The organism is Micropruina sp., from assembly GCF_047606365.1.
Classification (GTDB): Bacteria; Actinomycetota; Actinomycetes; order Propionibacteriales; family Propionibacteriaceae; genus Micropruina.
Genome location: NZ_JASGEN010000059.1, coordinates 1 through 18,455, shown reverse-complemented (window position 1 = coordinate 18,455; position 18,455 = coordinate 1). Strand labels below are relative to the sequence as shown.

Genomic DNA, 18,455 nt, shown 5'->3' with positions numbered 1-18,455 from the left:
GTTGCGGAACCGTCCAGCAACGCCCGGTCGGCGGCGCTGCGGACCGGACGGCTGCTGCTCGGTTCGACTCTGGCCGAGCAGGTCGAGCGGGTGGTGGTGTTCGGTCACCCCACCTTGTCGCGTCCGGTGAACAAGCTGCTGGCAAGGGACGACGTCGAGCTGATCGTGGTCAGTTCGGGCCCGGACTGGGTGGACCCGACCTGGCATGCGACCCAGGTGCTGCCGGGTGTGCTGCTCGAGCCGGGTGACCCGGACTGGCTGGCGCGCTGGCGTGCGGCGGATGTCGAGTTGTCGGCTCGGGTGGATGGGGTCTTGGCCGGTCAGGGTGTGCTGACCGGGCCGGCGGTGGCGGCCGCGGTGGTCGCCGCGACCGGGGACGGGCTGCTGATGCTGGGCAACAGCCAGCCGATCCGGGACGCCGACCTGGCGTCGCTGGGCCGGGGGCGGGTGTTCGCCAACCGCGGCCTGGCCGGGATCGACGGCACCGTCTCGACCGCCGTCGGCATCGCGCTGGCTTCGGACGCCCCGCTGACCCTGCTCTGCGGCGACCTGACCTTCCTGCACGACGGCAACGGCCTGGCCGCCGGGCTGGGCGAGCGCCGTCCGGATCTGCGGATCGTGGTCGCCGACGACTCCGGCGGCAGCATCTTCGCCACCCTCGAATACGGCGACGTCCGCTACGCCGACTCCTTCGAGCGGGTGTTCGGCACTCCACCCGGCGTCGACCCCGTCCGGCTCGCCGAAGCCCACGGCATCCCCGTCCGCCGAGTGGAAGACGAGGCGGCCCTGACCGCCGCACTGCACCGTCCGATCCAGGGCCTGGACGTCGTCGTCGCCACCATCGACCGCACCGGCCGCCGAGCCCTGAACACCCAGCTCAACGCCCTCGCGAGCCTCGTCGACTGATCCCTCGCCATCCGTCATCCCGGCGAATGCCGGGATCTCCGGCGCGCCACGCATTGGCCATCCGAGATCCCGGGTCGAGCCCGGGATGACGCGTCCGGTGGTACGCGGGGACGGTTCTTTCGGTCACCGGGGACGGTTCTTTTGGTCACTTTGGCACGAGGGGACGGTTCTTTTCGTACCAAGAGGGGTCGTTTGGAACGCCGGGGACGGTTCTTTTCGTACCGGATGGAACGAAAAGAACCGTCCCCGCGTACCGCGGTAGCCGTTGGTCGAGCTTGGCGAGACCCGTCAGCAGCCCTCGAGAGCGGACGTCAGGTCCGCGATCAGGTCGTCGGCGTTCTCCAGGCCGATCGACAGCCGGACGAGGTCGTCGGGCGGACGGGCGTCCGCGGTGACCGGACGGTGGGTGAGTGCGGCGGGGTGCTCGATCAGGGAGTCGACGCCGCCCAGCGAGACGGCGTGCGTGAAGACCCGGACGGCGGACGTCAGCCGGCGCGCAGCCTCGTAGCCACCCCGCAGCCGGACGGCGATCATCGCGCCGGGGCCGCGCATCTGCCGAGTGAGCAGGCCGCGCGGGTCGCCGTCCAGACCGGGGTAGAAGACGGTCTTGACGCCGGGCTGCTCACCTAGCCAGCGCGCGATTCGGCACGCCGACTCCTGCTGGGTGCGGACTCGGATCGGCAGCGTCGTCAGTCCGCGGTGCAGCAGGTAGCCGGCCAACGGATGCAGTAGCGCGCCGGTCAGGGCACGCACCTGGCGTAGGCCGCGCGCCGCCTCCTCGGAGCAGGCGATCACCCCGGCCACCACATCGCCATGGCCGCCGAGATACTTGGTGGCGCTGTGCAGCGACATCGTCGCGCCCAACGACAGCGGGTTCTGCAGCACCGGGGTGGCGAAGGTGTTGTCGACCAGCACCGGGACGCCGCCGGCCTGCGCGACCACCGCCGCGATGTCGACGAGTTCCACGGTCGGGTTCGCCGGCGATTCGATGACCACCAGCCCGGTGTCCGGGCGGCGGCGCACGGCGACGTCCGTCTCGGCGCAGAAGGTGGTGTGGGTGCCCAGCAACCCCGACGCGAGCAGGTGATCGGTGCCGCCGTACAACGGACGCACCGCGACCACATGGTGCTTCGAGGTCAGCGCGGTGGTCGCCAGCACGGCCGCCGTGGTCGCCGCCATGCCGGACGCGAACGCCACCGCAGCCTCGGCGCCCTCCAAAGCCGCCAGCGCCTCCTCGAAACGGGCGACCGTGGGATTCCAGAGCCGGGCATAGACGAATCCGCCCTCAGACAGCGGACGGCCCCCGGTCGCCATCGCCTCGTAGGAGTCGCCGCCGTGCTCGACATCGGGCAGGGGATTGGTGGTGGAGAGGTCGATCGGCGGCACATGCACCCCGAGCGCCGCGAGATCATCACGACCCGCGTGCACGGCCAACGTCTCGAAAGAGGTCCCCGCCATAGGCCTCAGATTGCCGGAAACACTGGTCTGTGCCCCTAGGCTCCGCAGAAGAAGCGGTGGATGCGTCGAGATTCGCAATTTTCGCCATCGCTCGCAGCGGATGAACGGAAGTCATTGACGAAAACGCAAAGCGGTCAGGTCACCCTGGACGCCACCGACCGGGCGATCCTCGCGGTCGTCGTCCGGGACGCCGAGATCACCAATAAGGCTTTGGCCGGTCGCCTGGGCCTGGCTGAGTCGACCTGTGCTCATCGGCTGCGCCAGCTGCGTGAGCGCGGCGTGATCACCGGCAGTCACGTCGACCTCGACCATGCCGCGCTGGGGTATCCGCTGCAGGCGGTGGTGTCGGTGCGGATGGGCAGCCACAGTGAACAGCTGGTCGAGGAGTTCTTCGACGCCATCACAGCCACCTCGCAGGTGCTGCAGGTGTTCCACCTGGCCGGCAGTTCCGACTTCCTGGTGCACGTCGCCGTCGCGGACGCCGCCGAACTCCGGGACATCGTGCTGCGGCACATCACCGTCCACCGCGGCGTCCGTCAGACCGAGACCCACCTCGTCTTCGAGCAACGAACCGGGCCCGGAACCGTCAGCAATCGATAGCGGCACGGTGACCACGGGGACGTGGTGACCATGGGGACGGTTCTCTTGGTCACCGGGGACGGTTCCTTTGGTCACTTTGGTACGCAGGGACGGTTCTTTTCGTACCGCTCCCGGCCCACAAATGGAACGAAAAGAACCGTCCCCGCGTACCGCTGTGGCCTGCCCGACGGTCCCTCGGTCCACTCAGCCCCAAAGTGACCAGGAGAACCGTCCCCTCGGTCCAGCTGGCCCGCGAAAGTGGGACGAAAAGAACCGTCCCTTCGTACCGCTTGTGGGACGAAAAGAACCGTCCCTCCGTACCGGGTTCAGCTCAGCGTGCGCAGCCAGCGGCGGACGTGCCAGGTGGCCTCGACATCGTCCTCGTTGTATTCCAGGACGCGTTGCCGCGCGGCGGCCCGGACGTCGGCAGTGGCGCCGCTGACCGCGTCGTCGAACCAGGCCTGGCTGTTCAGGCCGCCGGGGCTCTCGTCACGCCAGCGGAAGCCGGCGGCGCGGGTCGCAACCACTTTCAGGCCCAGGCCTTGGGTGCCGAAGAAGTGCGTCCGGATCGCGGTGAACAGGTCGACGAAATGCTGCCGGGCCCAATCCACGGCCCAGGCCAGAACCTCGTCGCCGCTCGCCGTCGCCAGCCGTTGCAGCCGTACCACCTCGTAGTCGGAGTAGTGGTAGACGAAGGTGTCGACGCCGTCCACCAGGTCGCGCAGCCAGCTCATCGCCGCGATCGCCAACGCCTGCTCGGCCGCATCGTCGAGCGGCTGAAACGCGCTGAAGTGGCGGTAGTAGTGGCTGCCGTCGCGCGCGTCGCTCACCGCGAAGCCCCACAGGTACACCCGGTCGTCGGAGGAGGTCTCGATGTCCAGGTCGATCTCCAACGTCGCGGACGGCACCTCGATCGGGCCCTGCGTCACCCGGTCGAAGTCCACCCCACGGGCCATCAGCACCGAACGCCGCCAGGCCAGCCGCAGCCGATCCTCGGCACCCACCCGGTGGGTGACCCGCGGCAGATAGTCGGGCAGCAGCGCCTCGAGGTCGGTGGCCGCCAACTCGGCGACGGTCGCCACGCCGAGATCCCGCAGCACCCTGATCTCGTACACGTCCAGCGGCGACTTCGAGATCCGCAGGCTCAGATCGTCGTCGTCCAACTGCGGACGGCAGACGTCCCACCACTGGCACCAGCCGCACTCGCGATTCGCCACCGGCAGCAGCACCGGCGGATCGTGCGGTTCGAGCGAGGCTGCGACCAGCGCGATCTCGACCCGGAAAGCGTGCTCGACGTCATACCGGGCCAACGCCGACACCCGTTCGATGGCGCCCGATGGTTCGCCAACCCCGGTCAACTCGCTCGACTCCACCAGTGACTCGGGAGCGGCCGCAGCCACCGCGGACGACGCCCGCGGACTGGGCGGCAGCAGCGCCGCGTCCAGGTCCACCCAGGACAGAACCCGCCCAAGTGCGGGCAGATCGTCACTACCGACAACCGCCGCCAGCGGCAAAGACGCGGCGTGCCCGATCGTCTCCAGCATCCGCCGGTAGTGGGCGAGTTGCAGCAGGTCGTTCAGCCGCCAGGTGTAGCGGAACCGATGCCCTTCCAGCACCTGACGCCGCAGTGGATCGGACAACGCCGACCAGGTCAGCGTCGAACCGCCGCCGCGCGGGTCGCTGACCCGATGCGATTTGATCTCGGCCGGGTGATAGCCGCCCTCCGGATCGCGCAGCAGCAGATCGGGACGTCCGCTGCGGTGCGCCACCAGATCGCGGGGCAACAGCGGCCCGATCAGCACATCGACCCCGGACGCCATCGCGTCCAGGGCCGCCCGCTCCTGCTCGGCACTCGACCGCTCGGTGAGAGCGCGACCGTCGAACACCGAGCCGTCGAAGCCGGACAGCAGTTGGGTGAGCACCTCGGCCTGGAAGGCGATGCCGCCGTGGAACACCTCGCGCAGGCCCTCGTCCGCCGGCGGCAGGCTCATGCCGGGGTGGAAGGCGTTGTGCGTCTTGACCGGACAGCTGCGGGCGGCGTGGGCGTCCAGCGCGAACATCAGGCGCGGCCGCGGTGCAGTGCGACGATGCCCCCGCTCAGGTTCTGCCATTCGACGTCGCGCCAGCCGGCCGCCGCCATCGCGTCGGCCAGCACCGGCTGGGTCGGCCAGGCCCGGATCGACTCGGCCAGGTACTCATACGCCACCGGATTGGACGCCGTCAGCCGCGCGACAATGGGCAACACCCGCAGCGCCACCCCGTGGTAGGCGAGTCGCAGCCAGGCCTCGGTCGGCGTGGAGAACTCGCAGATGACCACCCGGCCGCCCGGACGGGTCACCCGGCGCAGCTCGGTGACCGCCGCCGCGGTGTCTTCGACGTTGCGCAGCCCGAACGAGATGGTCACCGCGTCGAACGCGCCGTCGGCGAACGGCAGCGCCAACGCGTCGGCGTTCACGAAAGCCAGTTCGGGCTGGCGCTGCTTACCGACCTGCAGCATGCCGAGGCTCAGATCGGCCGGCACCACCAGGGCACCCGCGTCGGCGAACGGCTTGGACGAGGTGCCGGTGCCGGCTGCCAGGTCGAGAATGCGTTCACCCGGCTGCGGCGCCACCGCGGCCACCACCGCGCGCCGCCAGCGGTGATCCAACCCGCCGGTGAGCACGTCGTTCACCAGGTCGTACCGGGCCGCCACGCCGTCGAACATCTCGGCCACATCGGCCCGGCGCTTGGCCAGCGTCGCCTTCGCCCCTCTCGGTTCACCCACGGCCCATAGCCTGCCACGCCCCACCGACACCGCGGACGATTCGGGCCGGGCTTGGATTGTGAGAGAGAATCCTGGCTATGGCCAAACGCAGCACAGTGCTCAAGGTGGCCGGACTCCGCAAAGCCTTCGGTCCGGTCGTCATCGTGGACAATTTCAACCTCGAGGTCCGCGAGGGCGAGGCGATCGCGCTGACCGGCCGCAACGGTGCCGGCAAGTCCACCATCCTGCGCTGCCTGGTCGGTGCCGACACCCCCGACGAGGGCACGGTCGAGGTGAACGGCATCCGGATGAGCGAGACGAACCCCGAGGTGCGGCGCGCGCTGGCCACCGTCATCGACGACCTGGACTTCTTCCCCGACCTGTCGGTGGTCGAACATCTCGACCTGCTGGCCCGTGCGCACGGCGTCCCCGACCCCGAGACGGCGGTCGACGAGGTGCTGCACGAGGTGCAGCTGGTGCCGCAGTCCGGACAGCTGCCCGGCACCCTGTCGTCGGGTCAGCGGCGCCGGCTGGCGCTGGCGACCGCCTTCGTCCGGCCCCGTCAGCTGCTGGTGCTCGACGAGCCCGAGCAGCGTCTCGATGTCGAGGGCGTCGACTGGCTGGCTGCCCGGCTGGCAGCCGAGCGGGCCCGCGGCCTGGCGATCGTGCTGGCCAGCCACGAACCGAAGCTGGTCGACGTGGTGGCCACCCGCGTCGTCCGGATCGGCGCGGACGTGGCCGACGAGGTCAGCGCGTGAGCAAGAAGTCCCGCAAGCTGATCCGCTCCGGGGCGACGCCCGCCACGCCGAAACCGGACGCGACTCAGGCCCCGGCGCCGGAACCGGAGCGCACCTTCTGGTTCCTGCCGGACGCGCCGTCCGAACCGGTCGACGAGCGCGAACTGCACGACGCGATGAAGCAGTGGCGCCACGGCCGCGCCACCCGCTCGATCATGGAAGCCATCCAGGACGCCTACGTCGCGGTCTTCAGCATTCTGCTGGTCGGCGCGATGCTGACCAACCTGGTGCTTCAGGCGCAGTCCACGATGGCCAACTGCGCCGCGGAGAGCTGTGTCTCGGCGCGCACCCTGGTCCCGTGGGCGACCTGGTTCGCGCTACTCGGCCTCACCCTCGCCGTGGCTCGGCTGTTCGGTCCGGTGCTGGTGTCGGCCGCCGAGGGTTTCTGGCTGATGGACGCCCCGATCGAACGCTCCCGGCTGCTGTCCGGACGGCTTCGGCTGGCGACTGCCGCCGCCGGCGTCCTGGCCGCCGTGCTGGGTGCGCTGATCGCCGCGCTGAGCGGATCGAGCCTGGTCGACATCGGCCTGTGGGCGCTCGCCAACGGGCTGGGCGCGGCGGCGCTGACCGCGTTCGCGGCCGCGGAACAGACCCGCGAACGGACCAGCCTGACCCGCCTCGTCCAGACCTTGTTCGCACTGTTGGCGCTGGCCACGCTGCTGCTCACGGTGGCGGTCGCCGCCGGCTGGGCGACGTTCACCGTGCCCGCCGCGGCCGTCGACTTCGGTCCGACCGTGGCCGCCGGGCTCGGACTGCTGCTGTTGATCGTTGAACTCGTGGTGTCCGGACGCCGGCTGAACCAGATCCGGCGGGCCCGGCTCACCTCCGGCGGCTCGCTGGTCGCCGGCATGCAGGGCGCCATGTACGCCCTCGACTTCGGCCTGGTCCGCGACATCGTCGTGGAACGCGCGGCGATCGAACGCGGCCACGTCACGCCCACCCCGGGCCATGGCCAAGGCCTGCAGGCGCTGCTCTGGCGCGACCTGCAGCGGTTGCGTCGGTTCCCGCGTCCGTTGATCCCGCTGGTGGCGTCGGTGGTGGCGCCGTATGCCCTGGACGCCCTCGGACTGACCACGGTCAACCCGCTGGTGTCGGGCCTGATCCTGGTCGTGGTGCTGGTGCCGTTCCTGTCGATGCTGCGGGTACTGACCCGCACCGGTGGGCTGGCCCGGCTGTTTCCGTTCCCGAGTTCGCAGGTGCGCACCGTGGCGATGGCGGTGCCGCTGGTGCTGGCCCTGCTCTGGTCGGCGGTGACCATCCCCGCGTTCGTCGGGATCACCTCCAGCGGCTCCGAGCGGTCGCCGATCGACGGCGCGCTGATGGCGGTCGTCACCGGTCTCGCCGGCTGGCTGGGTGCCGTCCGTTGGGTGACGGCGAAGAAGGCCGACTTCAACACCCCGATGGTCGCCACGGCGTCCGGTGCGGTGCCACCCGGCCTGATCTTCAACCTGCTGCGCGGTCTCGACATGGTGGTGCTGATCACCGCCCCGGTGATGCTGGGCGGTTCACCGCTGTGGTCGTTCGCCCTGGCCGGCATCGCGTTCATCTTCCTGCGCGGCACCTTCAACATGGACGAGATGAAGGCCCAGCAAGAGGCGCTGAACCGCGAGAAGGAAGCCGCCAAGAAGCAGGCCGCCCAGAAGATCAAGGTCCAGCGGCCGAACCGCTGACCCGGTCCGACCCCGGCCTTCCGCCCGACATAGCCCCCTTTCGGGGTGATTGCACCTGTTTGAACAGGGGCAATGACGCCGAACGGGGGCAACGTCGTCCGGTGAACAGCGGCCGATACAGTGCGAGGCAGCCTGAGCAGAGGAGAGGCCCATGGGCATGGTGGTCATGTACGCCTCGGTGTCGGTCGACGGCTTCATCGCCGACTCCCACGATCAACCCGGGCCGCTGTTCGACTGGTTGCTCAGCGGCGACGTGCCGCTGGACGACAGTGGGGTCGTGAAGGTGTCCCAGGCTTCCTACGACTACGTGAGGCCGTACTGGGACCAGATCGGGGTCACCGTCGCCGGACGCCGGGTCTTCGACATGACGGACGGCTGGGACGGGACACCGCCGAGCGGCATCGATCACGTGGTCGTGGTGACCCACCGGGGAAGGCCCGAGGGCTGGTATCCGGAGGCGCCGTTCCACTTCGTCGACGGCGTCGAGGCGGCCGTGGCCAAGGCGCAGGAGCTCGCGGGTGACCGAGTGGTCGAGGTTGCCGCGGGCGACGTCGGTGGTCAGGCGCTCGCCGCGGGCTTGGTCGACGAAGTACGCATGGACGTGGTCCCCGTCGTGTTCGGGTCCGGCAAGCGCTACTTCGGATCGGTCGACGCCCAGCACCTGCTGAAGGATCCCGACGAGGTGATCCAAGGCAACCGGGTGCTCCACCTGCGCTACCGCGTCCGCCGCTGACTCTCGTTGGTCGAGCTTGTCGAGACCCAGCTGGCTGCGGCCTCGGGGAGGGGTTTCGACAAGCTCAACCAGCGGGAGGTCAGAGGCCGAGGGCAGCCAGCATGGGGACCAGTTTCGCCTTGGTTTCGGCGAGCTCCTCGTCGGGGTCGGAGCCCTCGACGATGCCGCAGCCGGCGAACAGGTTGATCCGGCGGGGGTCGGCGGCGTCCACCATGCCGCAGCGCAGCGCGATCGCCCACTCGCCGTCACCGTTGGTGTCGATCCAGCCGACCGGACCCGAGTAGCGGCCACGGTCCAGGCCCTCGAGTTCGGCGATCGCCGCCCGGGCAACTGAGGTCGGCGTCCCGCAGACCGCGGCGGAAGGGTGCAGGGCGGCGGCCAACTTCAGCGACGACGCCTTCTTGTGCGCCACCGCGGTGACATCAGTGGCCAGATGCAGCACGTTCGGCAGCTCCAGCACGTACGGCGACTCGGGCACGTTCATTCCCGAACACAGCGGCGCCAGTGCCTCGGCGACGGACGCCACCGCCAGCTCATGTTCGGCGAGGTTCTTCGACGACCGCGCCAGTGAGCTGGCCAGCTTGAGGTCGGTCTCCTCCGAGCCGCTGCGCCGGATGGTGCCGGCCAGCACCCGTGAGGTGGCCAGCCCGCGCTCGCGGCGCACCAGCATCTCCGGCGACGCCCCGACCAGGCCGTCCACGCTGAACGTCCAACAGCTCGGATACCCCTCGGAAAGGGTGCCGACCAGGTGCCGCACGTCGATCGGTTCGGACGCCGTCGCGGTCACCGCCCGGGCCAGCACCACCTTCTCCAGGCCGTTGCTCTCGATCCGGCGGACGGCCTCGGCCACCCGGCGGCGCCAGCGATCCTCGTCGGCGGTATCGGCGATCACCTGGACGTCGCGGGGCGGGAGCGGGGGAGCAGGAGTCTCGACAAGCTCGACCAGCAGTGGCCGGGTCTCGGCGTTCGATGAGGCAGAAGTCTCGACAAGCTCGACCAGCGGGGGAGCAGGGGTCTCGACAAGCTCGACCAGCGAAACCGGCCCGGTCAGCGGGTCAGGGGCCTCACTGAGAACGGTCATCCAGGAGCTGCCGTCCCGCCGTCCGATGACGACCCGGGGAACCACCAGCCGCGACGTCCCTGCCGTGTTGCCTGGATCGAAGCTGAACGACCCGAACGCCACCGGTCCGGAGCCGGCCACACCACTCACCTCCGAGTGGTGCTCAAGCCCCCCGACGAACCCCTTCCACCAGGCATCCGCCTCGGCAGGATCGGCCACTTCCACCCGGGCGAAACAGCCCAAACCGACCATTCCGTCGCCGCGTCGCAGCCAGGCCACAGAGCCCTCGTCCACAAGGTATTTTGCCAACGTTCCCGGATCGTTAATAGCGATTGTGCGGGCGAAAACGGGGCCTGGGATCACCTGCGCAGCTTAGTCAGCCGCACACCGTGGTCCCGAATGGCTGTCGTGTCATTTCGTGCCTAGACTGACGGCTGCGCCAGGGGCGCGAGTGGAACCGAAATGACGAGGAGTGGCATGTCCGAGGAGCTGGCGGACGTCATCGTCGTCGGAGCCGGACCGGCCGGGGCGACCACCGCCTGTTGGCTGGCCGATCAGGGCCTGAGTGTTGCCCTGCTGGAGAAGAGCAGCTTCCCGCGCGACAAGGTGTGCGGTGACGGCCTCACCCCGCGGGCCACCAAGCAACTGCTGCGGCTCGGCATCGACATCACCGAAGAGGCCGGCTGGCTGCACAACAAGGGCCTGCGGGTCTACGGTGCGCGTCCGGAACCGTTCCACATCCCGTGGCCCGAGTTGTCCGAGTTCCCGTCCTTCGGCCTGGTCCGCAAGCGCGCCGACTTCGACGAGCTGCTCGCCAACCATGCGGTCGACAAGGGCGCCACCCTCTACCAGCAGGCCAATGTGAACGGTGCGGTCATCGACGACCGCAGCGGCCGGATCACCGGCGTCACCACCAAGGACGGCCGCACCTTCAGCGCCCCGATCGTGGTGGCCGCCGACGGCAACAGCTCGCCGGTGGCGAAGTCGATGGGCCTGCTGAAGAACGCCAAGCGCCCGATGGGCGTCGCCTGCCGCACCTACTTCACCTCGCCCCGCCACGACGACGACTGGATGGAGTCCTGGCTGCAGCTGTGGGACGGCAAGCCGGGGGAGTCCAACCTGTTGCCCGGCTACGGCTGGATCTTCGGCATGGGTGACGGCACCTGCAACGTCGGCCTGGGCACCGTGGCCAGCACCGCCACCTCGCAAAAGCTGAAGTACCGCGAGCTGCTGCGCACCTGGCTGGCCAACACCCCCGCCGAGTGGGGCTTCAACCCCGACAACCAGGTCGGCACCATCGCGTCCGCGGCGTTGCCGATGGCGTTCAACCGCAAGCCGGCCTACGCCAAGGGCCTGCTGCTGGTCGGCGACTCCGGCGGAATGGTGTCGCCGTTCAACGGCGAGGGCATCCCCTACGCGATGGAGGCCGGTGAGGCCGCGGCCGAGGCGGTGGCCCGGGCGCACGCCGAGGGTGTCGGGACGCCGGCCGCCGAGAAGGCGCTGGCCGGCTACCCGGTGCGGCTCGGCCACGAGTGGGGCGGCTATTTCCGCCTCGGGCAGACCTTCGTGAAGTTGATCGAGCACCCTGAGGTGATGCGCATCTGCGTCCGCTACGGCTTGCCGCGGCCCACGTTGATGCGATTCACCATCAAGTTGCTGGCTCACCTTTATGACACTCGAGAAGGTGATTGGATGGACCGAGTGATCCACTCGCTGTCGAGGGTGGTGCCCTCGGCATGACCGGACGGAGGCAATGATGAGTCCCTATATCCCGATCCTCGGGATCATGGTGCTGGCCGGTGCATTCCTGGTCGTGTCGGTGAGCCTGAGCCTGGTGGTCGGCCCGCGCCGCTACAACCGGGCCAAGTACGACACCTACGAGTGCGGCATCGACCCGACCCCGGCGGCCGCAGGCGGCGGCCGGTTCCCGGTCAAGTACTACATCACCGCGATGATGTTCCTGGTCTTCGACGTCGAGGTCGCCTTCCTGTACCCGTGGGCGGTGGCGTTCGACAACCTGGGCGTCTTCGGCTTCGGCGCGATGATGATCTTCCTGCTGGTGCTGGGCGTCGCCTACGTCTACGAGATCAGGCGCGGGGGCCTGGAATGGGACTGATCACGATGCCGACGAGCACGGCGGTACAGAGCACGATGACGGCACGGAGGGTGCGACATGGGGCTTGAGGACAAGATTCCCCAGGGGGTGCTGCTGACCACGGTCGAGGGCCTGTTCGGCTGGATGCGGCAGGCATCGTTCTGGCCGGCCACCTTCGGGCTGGCCTGCTGTGCGATCGAGATGATGACCTACGGCGCGCCGCGGTTCGACGCCGGCCGCTGGGGCCAGGAGGTCTTCCGGGCTTCACCGCGACAGGCCGACCTGATGATCATCTCGGGCCGGATCAGCCAGAAGATGGCGCCGGTGCTGCGCCAGGTGTACGACCAGATGCCGAACCCCAAGTGGGTGATGGCGATGGGCGTCTGCGCCAGTTCGGGCGGCATGTTCAACAACTACGCGATCGTCCAGGGCGGCGATCATCTGGTGCCGGTCGATATGTACGTGCCCGGCTGCCCGCCGCGTCCGGACATGCTGATCGACGCCATGTTCAAGCTGCGCAAGGACATCGTGATGAAGCGCCCGATGGGCGCCCACGAACTGGAGGAGATCGAGGCGCAGGAGCAGGCCGCGCTGGAGTCGATGGCGACGCACGAGATGAAGGGCCTCATGCGATGACCGACGCTCCCAACGACAAGGCCAAGGGCCCGGACGAGAAGCTGCCCGGCGAGGAGAAGACCGTCGACAGCCCCGTGAAGGGTTCCGACTCGGCGCCCGGCGCCGGGCTCGAGCGTGAGGACGCCCAGCCGGACGAGGCCCAGGCCACCGAGGCGGACGCCGCCGCGCAGGTGCCCGCCGGTTCGCACTTGATCGAGACCCGCAAGGGCATGTGGTCGGACGGCTCCGGCGACACCTCGGGTTACGGCCGGATCGTCCGGGCGGTCGAGTTGCCCAACTCGGGGCTGCCCAGCGACGGCTGGTACGCCGGCGCGACCGCGCGGCTGGCGCACCTGGTGCCCGATTCGCTGGTGCGGGTGATCTTCGACCGCGGCGAGCTGACCTTCCTGGTGGCCCGCGAGAAGCTGACCGAGGTGATGGGCCAGCTGCGCGACGACGCCCAGCTGCGTTTCGAATTCTGCGCCAGCGTCTCGGGCGTCAACTACCCGACCGACACCGGTGCCGAGCTGCACGTCGTCTACCACCTGCAGTCGATGACCCATAACCGCCGGCTCCGGGTGGAGACCACCGCCCCGGACGACGACCCGCACGTGCCGAGCGTGGTGGCGATCTACCCGGCCGCCGACTGGCACGAGCGGGAGACCTGGGACATGTTCGGCATCGTCTTCGACGGCCATCCCCACCTGACCCGCATTCTGATGCCGGACGACTGGGTCGGGCATCCGCAGCGCAAGGACTATCCGCTGGGCGGCATCCCGGTGGAGTACAAGGGCGCGACCGTGCCGCCGCCCGACCAGCGGAGGAGCTACCGATGAGCACGACCGACTTCTACGCGCAGCCCGGCGAGGCCACCGAAGGCACCGTCTACACGGCGATGGGCGGCGACTGGGCCGACATCGCCGCCGAGCAGGCCGAGCGCTCCGACGAGATCCTGGTGATCAACATGGGTCCCCAGCATCCGTCCACCCACGGCGTGCTGCGGCTGATCCTGGAGTGCGACGGCGAGAGCGTGCTGAGCATCCGTCCCGGCATCGGCTTCCTGCACACCGGCATCGAGAAGAACATGGAGTACCGCACCTGGGTGCAGGGCACCACGTTCGTCACCCGGATGGACTACGTCGCCCCGATCTTCAACGAGGTGGCGTACTGCCTGGCGGTGGAGCGGCTGCTCGGCATCGAGGACGACATTCCTGAGCGGGCCAACGTCATCCGGGTGCTGATGATGGAGCTCAACCGGATCGCCTCGCACCTGGTCTGCATCGGCACCGGCGGCATGGAGATCGGCGCGCTGACCGTGATGACGATCGGATTCCGCGAGCGCGAGATGATCCTGGACTTCTTCGAGGCGGTCACCGGCCTGCGGATGAACCACGCCTACATCAGGCCCGGAGGTGTCGCCAACGACCTGCCCGAGACCGGCATCGCCCAGCTGCGCGAGCTGATCGACTGGCTGCGCAAGCATCTGCCCGAATACGCCGACTTCTGCAACGAGAACCCGATCTTCAAGATGCGGATGATCGGCATCGGCCACCAGGACCTGGCCGCCTGCATGGCGCTCGGCGTCACCGGCCCGGTGCTCCGCTCCACCGGTTACAACTGGGATCTGCGCAAGCAGCAGCCCTACTGCGGCTACGAGACCTACGACTTCGAGTCGAAGGCGTGGAGCCCCGACGACGGCTGGGAATCCAGCGACAGCTACGCCCGCTTCCGGATCCGGCTGGACGAGATGTGGGAGAGCGTGAAGATCGTCGAGCAGTGCGCCGACCGGCTCGAGGCGTCCCGCGGTGAGCCGGTGATGGTCGACGACCCGAAGATCGCCTGGCCGGCGCAGCTCGCGGTCGGCCCGGACGGCCAGGGCAACAGCCACGAGCACATCAAGCACATCATGGGTGAGTCCATGGAGGCGCTGATCCACCACTTCAAGATCGTCACCGAGGGCTTCCGGGTGCCGCCCGGTCAGGCCTATGTGCCGATCGAGTCCCCGAAGGGCGAACTGGCCTGCCATGTGGTCTCCGACGGCGGCACCCGGCCGTTCCGGGCGCACATGCGCGACCCAGGGTTCAACCACCTGCAGTCGGTGCCGATCCAATGCGAGGGCGGCATGATCTCCGACGTCGTGGTGGCGGTCGGTTCGCTGGATCCGGTGATGGGAGGTGTCGACCGATGAGCGGCCACGAGTTCCAGTCCTGGTTCCCTGAATCGGGCGGTATCGACTACGACGACGTCTCGACGAACATCACCGAGGCCACCCTCGACGAGCTGCGTTCGATCGCCGACCGCTACCCGCAGGCCCGCTCGGCGCTGCTGCCGATGCTGCACCTGGTGCAGAGCGTCGACGGCCGGGTCAGCCCGGCCGGGGTGAAGGCGTGCGCCGACATCCTGGGCATCACCACCGCCCAGGTCTCCGGGGTGGCGACCTTCTACACCATGTACCGGCGGCGTCCGGGCGGCACCCACCACGTCGGCGTCTGCACCACGGCGCTGTGCGCGGTGATGGGGGGCGACCAGCTGCTCGATCGGGTCAGCCGGCGGCTGGGCATCCACGAGGGTGAGACCACCGCCGACGGCACGTTCTCGCTCGAGCGGCTGGAATGCAACGCCGCCTGCGATTTCGCCCCGGTGATGATGGTGAACTGGGAGTTCTTCGACAACATGGACCCCCAGAAGGCCGACGAGTTGCTGGACGCGCTGGCGGCCGGCGACACCGTCCAATCGCCGCGGGGTGCGACGCTGACCTCCTGGCAGGACGCCGAGCGTGTGCTGGCCGGGTTCCCCGACGGCCGTGCCGACGAGGGCCCGACCGCCGGGGAGGCGTCCCTGCTGGGCCTGCGGGTGGCCCGCGAGCGTGGCTGGCAGGCACCCGATGTTCCGCCGCCGGCAGCCGCCGACGATGAGACCGGAGGTGCCCAGTGACCGATCTGCTGACCCCCGTCCTGAGTGACAACTGGGCCGATGAGCGGGCCTGGAAGCTGACCAACTACGAGCGGCGCGGCGGCTACCGCGGGTTGCGCAAGGCGCTGGGCATGAGCTCGTCCGAAGTGATGGGCGTGGTCAAGGACTCCGGCCTGCGCGGACGCGGCGGCGCCGGCTTCCCGACCGGCATGAAGTGGTCCTTCGTTCCGCAGGACAACCCGAACCCGAAGTACCTGGTGGTCAACGCCGACGAGTCCGAGCCGGGCACCTGCAAGGACATGCCGCTGATGCTGGCCAGTCCGCACACCCTGGTCGAGGGCGTGATCATCGCCTCCTACGCGATCGGCTGCTCCTACGCCTTCATCTACTGCCGCGGCGAGGTGCTGCACGTCATCCGCCGGCTGCAGCAGGCCGTCCGCGAGGCCTATTCGGCCGGGTACGCCGGCAAGAACATCCTGGGCAGCGGCTACGACGTGGAGGTCGTGGTGCACGCCGGTGCCGGCGCCTACATCTGTGGCGAGGAGACCGCGCTGCTCGACTCGCTCGAAGGACGTCGCGGGCAGCCCCGGCTGCGTCCGCCGTTCCCGGCGGTGGCCGGCCTGTACGCGTCCCCGACGGTGGTCAACAACGTCGAGTCGATCGCGTCCGTTCCGGCGATCATCGACCGCGGTGCGGCCTGGTTCAGCTCGATGGGCACCGAGCGGTCCAAGGGCATGACCATCTACTCGTTGTCCGGCCACGTGAAGCGGCCCGGCCAGTTCGAGGCGCCGCTGGGCGTCACGCTGCGGCAGTTGCTGGAGCTCTCCGGCGGCATCCGTGACGGCCACCAGCTGAAGTTCTGGACGCCGGGCGGCAGCTCGACGCCGATCCTCACCCCGGAGCATCTCGACCTGCCGCTCGACTACGAGTCGATGGGCGCGGCCGGCACGATGCTGGGCACCAAGGCGCTGCAGTGTTTCGACGAAACCACTTCGGTGGTGCGCACCACGCTGCGCTGGATCGAGTTCTACAAGCACGAGTCCTGCGGCAAGTGCACCCCGTGCCGCGAGGGCACCTGGTGGCTGGTGCAGACCCTGAAGAACTTCGAGGCCGGCAAGGCCCAGCCCGGCGACATCGAGAAGCTGCTCGACGTGGCTGAGGACATCGGCGGGCGCTCGTTCTGCGCGCTGGCCGACGGCGCGGTGGCCTGCCTGACCAGCGCGATCAAACACTTCCGCGACGAGTTCGAGCAGGGCATGCACACCCCCGCCTGGGAGCTGTTCCCCTACGAGCGCAGCGCGCTGTTCTCCAGCGCGGGCGTCGGTGTGGCTGAGGAAGGAGTGCGGGCATGACCGTCACGGCCAAGCCGGGTGAGGTTGTCGCCAGCGACCTGATCACGGTGTTCATCGACGGCACCGAGGTGCAGGTGCCGAAGGGCACGCTGGCCATCCGGGCCGCCGAGATGATCGGGGTGGCGATCCCGCGGTTCTGCGACCATCCGCTGCTCGATCCGGTCGGCGCCTGCCGGCAGTGCCTGGTCGAGGTGCCCGACATGGGCAACGGACGCGGCATGCCGAAGCCACAGGCGTCCTGCACGCTGGAATGCGCGCCGGGCATGAAGATCCTCACCCAGGAGACCTCGCCGGTGGCGGCGAAGGCCCAGAAGGGGATGATCGAGTTCCTGCTGATCAACCACCCGCTGGACTGCCCGATCTGCGACAAGGGCGGCGAATGCCCACTGCAGAACCAGGCGATGAGCGCCGGACGTGGCGAGTCCCGCTACGAAGGCGTGAAGCGGACCTTCCCCAAGCCGGTGAGCATCTCGGCGCAGATCCTGCTCGACCGCGAGCGGTGCATCCTGTGCGCCCGCTGCACCCGGTTCTCCGAGCAGATCTCCGGCGACCCGTTCATCACCCTGGTCGAGCGCGGTGCGCTGCAGCAGGTGGGCTTCTACGAGGACCACCCGTACAACTCCTACTTCTCCGGCAACGTCATCCAGATCTGCCCGGTCGGTGCCCTGACCAGCGCCGACTACCGGTTCCAGAGCCGTCCGTTCGACCTGGTCAGCACGCCCACCACCTGCGAGCACTGCGCGGGCGGCTGCCAGCTGCGCACCGACCACCGGCATTTCCAGGTGAAGCGGCGGCTGGCCGGCGACGCTCCCGAGATCAACGAGGAGTGGAACTGCGACCGGGGCCGGTTCGCGTTCAAGTCCGGACGCGGCGCCGACCGGTTGACCCGTCCGCTGATCCGCGAGGACGGCGAACTGCGGGTGGCGTCCTGGCCCGAGGCGATCGACGCCGCCGTGGCCGGGCTGCGCAAGGCCGGCTCCCGGATCGGTGTGCTGACCGGTGGCCGGCTCACCGTCGAAGACGCCTACGGCTACGCCAAATTCGCCCGGACGGTGCTGGGCACCAACAACATCGACTTCCGGTCCCGTCCGCACAGCGCCGAGGAGGCCGCCTTCCTGGCCAACCGGGTGGCCGGTCAGCCGCTGGACTCGGAGCGGCTCAGCTACACCGCGCTGCAGACCGCCAAGCAGGTCGTGCTGGTCGCCTTCGAACCCGAGGACGAGGCCGCGATGGTCTTCCTGCGGCTACGCAAGGCGGTCCGCAAGCACGGCACCAAGGTGGTCACCCTGGCGCCGTTCGTCTCCGAGGGTTCCCGCAAGCTGAGCGCCGAGGTGATCCCGACCGTGCCGGGCACCGAGGCCGAGGTGTTGGCCGGCCTGCAGGCGGACGCCGACACCATCGTGCTGGTGGGGGACCGGGCCGCGACCGTGCCGGGCCTGCTCACCGCCGTCGCCGAGTACGCCGACCGCACCGGCGCCCGGCTGGGCTGGATGCCGCGCCGCGCCGGTGACCGGGGCGCGATCGAGGCCGGTTG

At 69.3% G+C, this 18,455-nt stretch carries 17 protein-coding genes; 13 read left to right on the top strand and 4 right to left on the bottom strand.

The window, feature by feature from the left end; all coding sequences use genetic code 11:
• On the top strand, positions 1 to 906 hold a 906-nt coding region (locus tag QM624_RS07305; RefSeq protein ID WP_415090288.1), incomplete at its 5' end, for a thiamine pyrophosphate-dependent enzyme.
• Positions 907 to 1,194: 288 nt separating this feature from the next.
• On the opposite strand, the gene QM624_RS07300 is transcribed toward QM624_RS07305, so the two are convergent.
• The gene (locus QM624_RS07300; protein WP_415090286.1) at positions 1,195 to 2,364 is read right to left on the bottom strand and encodes a trans-sulfuration enzyme family protein; all 1,170 of its coding nucleotides are present in this window, start codon (positions 2,362 to 2,364) and stop codon (positions 1,195 to 1,197) included.
• Between the two features lie 114 nt (positions 2,365 to 2,478).
• On the opposite strand from QM624_RS07300, the gene QM624_RS07295 reads away from it, so the two are divergent.
• Entirely contained in the window at positions 2,479 to 2,964 is a 486-nt protein-coding gene (locus QM624_RS07295) for an Lrp/AsnC family transcriptional regulator (RefSeq protein WP_415090284.1), read from the top strand.
• Between the two features lie 305 nt (positions 2,965 to 3,269).
• Here QM624_RS07295 and QM624_RS07290 read toward each other — a convergent pair whose 3' ends face one another.
• Together QM624_RS07290 and QM624_RS07285 are read right to left on the bottom strand one after the other, a co-directional pair.
• Positions 3,270 to 5,003: a TM0106 family RecB-like putative nuclease gene (locus QM624_RS07290; protein WP_415090282.1), complete on the bottom strand. Its 1,734-nt coding sequence runs from the start codon at positions 5,001 to 5,003 to the stop codon at positions 3,270 to 3,272.
• Positions 5,003 to 5,707: a demethylmenaquinone methyltransferase gene (locus QM624_RS07285; protein ID WP_415090280.1), complete on the bottom strand. Its 705-nt coding sequence runs from the start codon at positions 5,705 to 5,707 to the stop codon at positions 5,003 to 5,005. Before QM624_RS07285 ends, QM624_RS07290 begins: the two co-directional genes overlap by 1 nt.
• A 77-nt stretch (positions 5,708 to 5,784) precedes the next feature.
• On the opposite strand from QM624_RS07285, the gene QM624_RS07280 reads away from it, so the two are divergent.
• From QM624_RS07280 to QM624_RS07270, 3 genes are all read left to right on the top strand, one after another.
• Positions 5,785 to 6,444, top strand: a complete 660-nt coding sequence (locus QM624_RS07280) for an ABC transporter ATP-binding protein (protein WP_298129363.1) — start codon at positions 5,785 to 5,787, stop codon at positions 6,442 to 6,444.
• Positions 6,441 to 8,153, top strand: coding sequence for a DUF6297 family protein (locus QM624_RS07275; protein WP_415090278.1), 1,713 nt, complete (start codon positions 6,441 to 6,443; stop codon positions 8,151 to 8,153). Before QM624_RS07280 ends, QM624_RS07275 begins: the two co-directional genes overlap by 4 nt.
• A 151-nt stretch (positions 8,154 to 8,304) precedes the next feature.
• On the top strand, positions 8,305 to 8,886 hold the full coding sequence (locus QM624_RS07270) for a dihydrofolate reductase family protein (protein WP_415090276.1): 582 nt from the start codon (positions 8,305 to 8,307) through the stop codon (positions 8,884 to 8,886).
• A 79-nt stretch (positions 8,887 to 8,965) separates the two neighbouring features.
• Here the strand turns inward: QM624_RS07270 and QM624_RS07265 are convergent, their stop codons facing one another.
• Complete coding sequence (locus QM624_RS07265; RefSeq protein ID WP_415090274.1) at positions 8,966 to 10,240, bottom strand: isochorismate synthase; 1,275 nt, start codon at positions 10,238 to 10,240, stop codon at positions 8,966 to 8,968.
• Between the two features lie 183 nt (positions 10,241 to 10,423).
• Here QM624_RS07265 and QM624_RS07260 point away from each other — a divergent pair, with 183 nt between their 5' ends.
• The 8 genes from QM624_RS07260 to QM624_RS07225 all read left to right on the top strand — a co-directional run.
• Positions 10,424 to 11,686, top strand: a complete 1,263-nt coding sequence (locus QM624_RS07260) for a geranylgeranyl reductase family protein (protein WP_415090272.1) — start codon at positions 10,424 to 10,426, stop codon at positions 11,684 to 11,686.
• A 16-nt stretch (positions 11,687 to 11,702) separates the two neighbouring features.
• A complete protein-coding gene (locus QM624_RS07255) occupies positions 11,703 to 12,062 on the top strand; it encodes an NADH-quinone oxidoreductase subunit A (protein ID WP_415090270.1) in 360 nt (119 codons plus the stop codon).
• A 57-nt stretch (positions 12,063 to 12,119) separates the two neighbouring features.
• Positions 12,120 to 12,677 (top strand): NADH-quinone oxidoreductase subunit B, encoded by a 558-nt coding sequence (locus tag QM624_RS07250; RefSeq protein WP_415090268.1) that lies wholly within the window; start codon positions 12,120 to 12,122, stop codon positions 12,675 to 12,677.
• Entirely contained in the window at positions 12,674 to 13,492 is an 819-nt protein-coding gene (locus QM624_RS07245; RefSeq protein WP_415090265.1) for an NADH-quinone oxidoreductase subunit C, read from the top strand. The genes QM624_RS07250 and QM624_RS07245 overlap by 4 nt, the downstream gene beginning before the upstream one ends.
• Complete coding sequence (locus tag QM624_RS07240) at positions 13,489 to 14,844, top strand: NADH-quinone oxidoreductase subunit D (RefSeq protein ID WP_415090262.1); 1,356 nt, start codon at positions 13,489 to 13,491, stop codon at positions 14,842 to 14,844. The genes QM624_RS07245 and QM624_RS07240 overlap by 4 nt, the downstream gene beginning before the upstream one ends.
• Positions 14,841 to 15,590, top strand: a complete 750-nt coding sequence (nuoE, locus tag QM624_RS07235) for an NADH-quinone oxidoreductase subunit NuoE (RefSeq protein WP_415090260.1) — start codon at positions 14,841 to 14,843, stop codon at positions 15,588 to 15,590. Before QM624_RS07240 ends, nuoE begins: the two co-directional genes overlap by 4 nt.
• Positions 15,587 to 16,921: an NADH-quinone oxidoreductase subunit NuoF gene (gene nuoF / locus QM624_RS07230; protein WP_415090258.1), complete on the top strand. Its 1,335-nt coding sequence runs from the start codon at positions 15,587 to 15,589 to the stop codon at positions 16,919 to 16,921. The genes nuoE and nuoF overlap by 4 nt, the downstream gene beginning before the upstream one ends.
• Positions 16,918 to 18,455: NADH-quinone oxidoreductase subunit G (locus QM624_RS07225; RefSeq protein WP_415090256.1), on the top strand; the 1,538-nt coding region annotated here is incomplete at its 3' end. The genes nuoF and QM624_RS07225, both read left to right, overlap by 4 nt.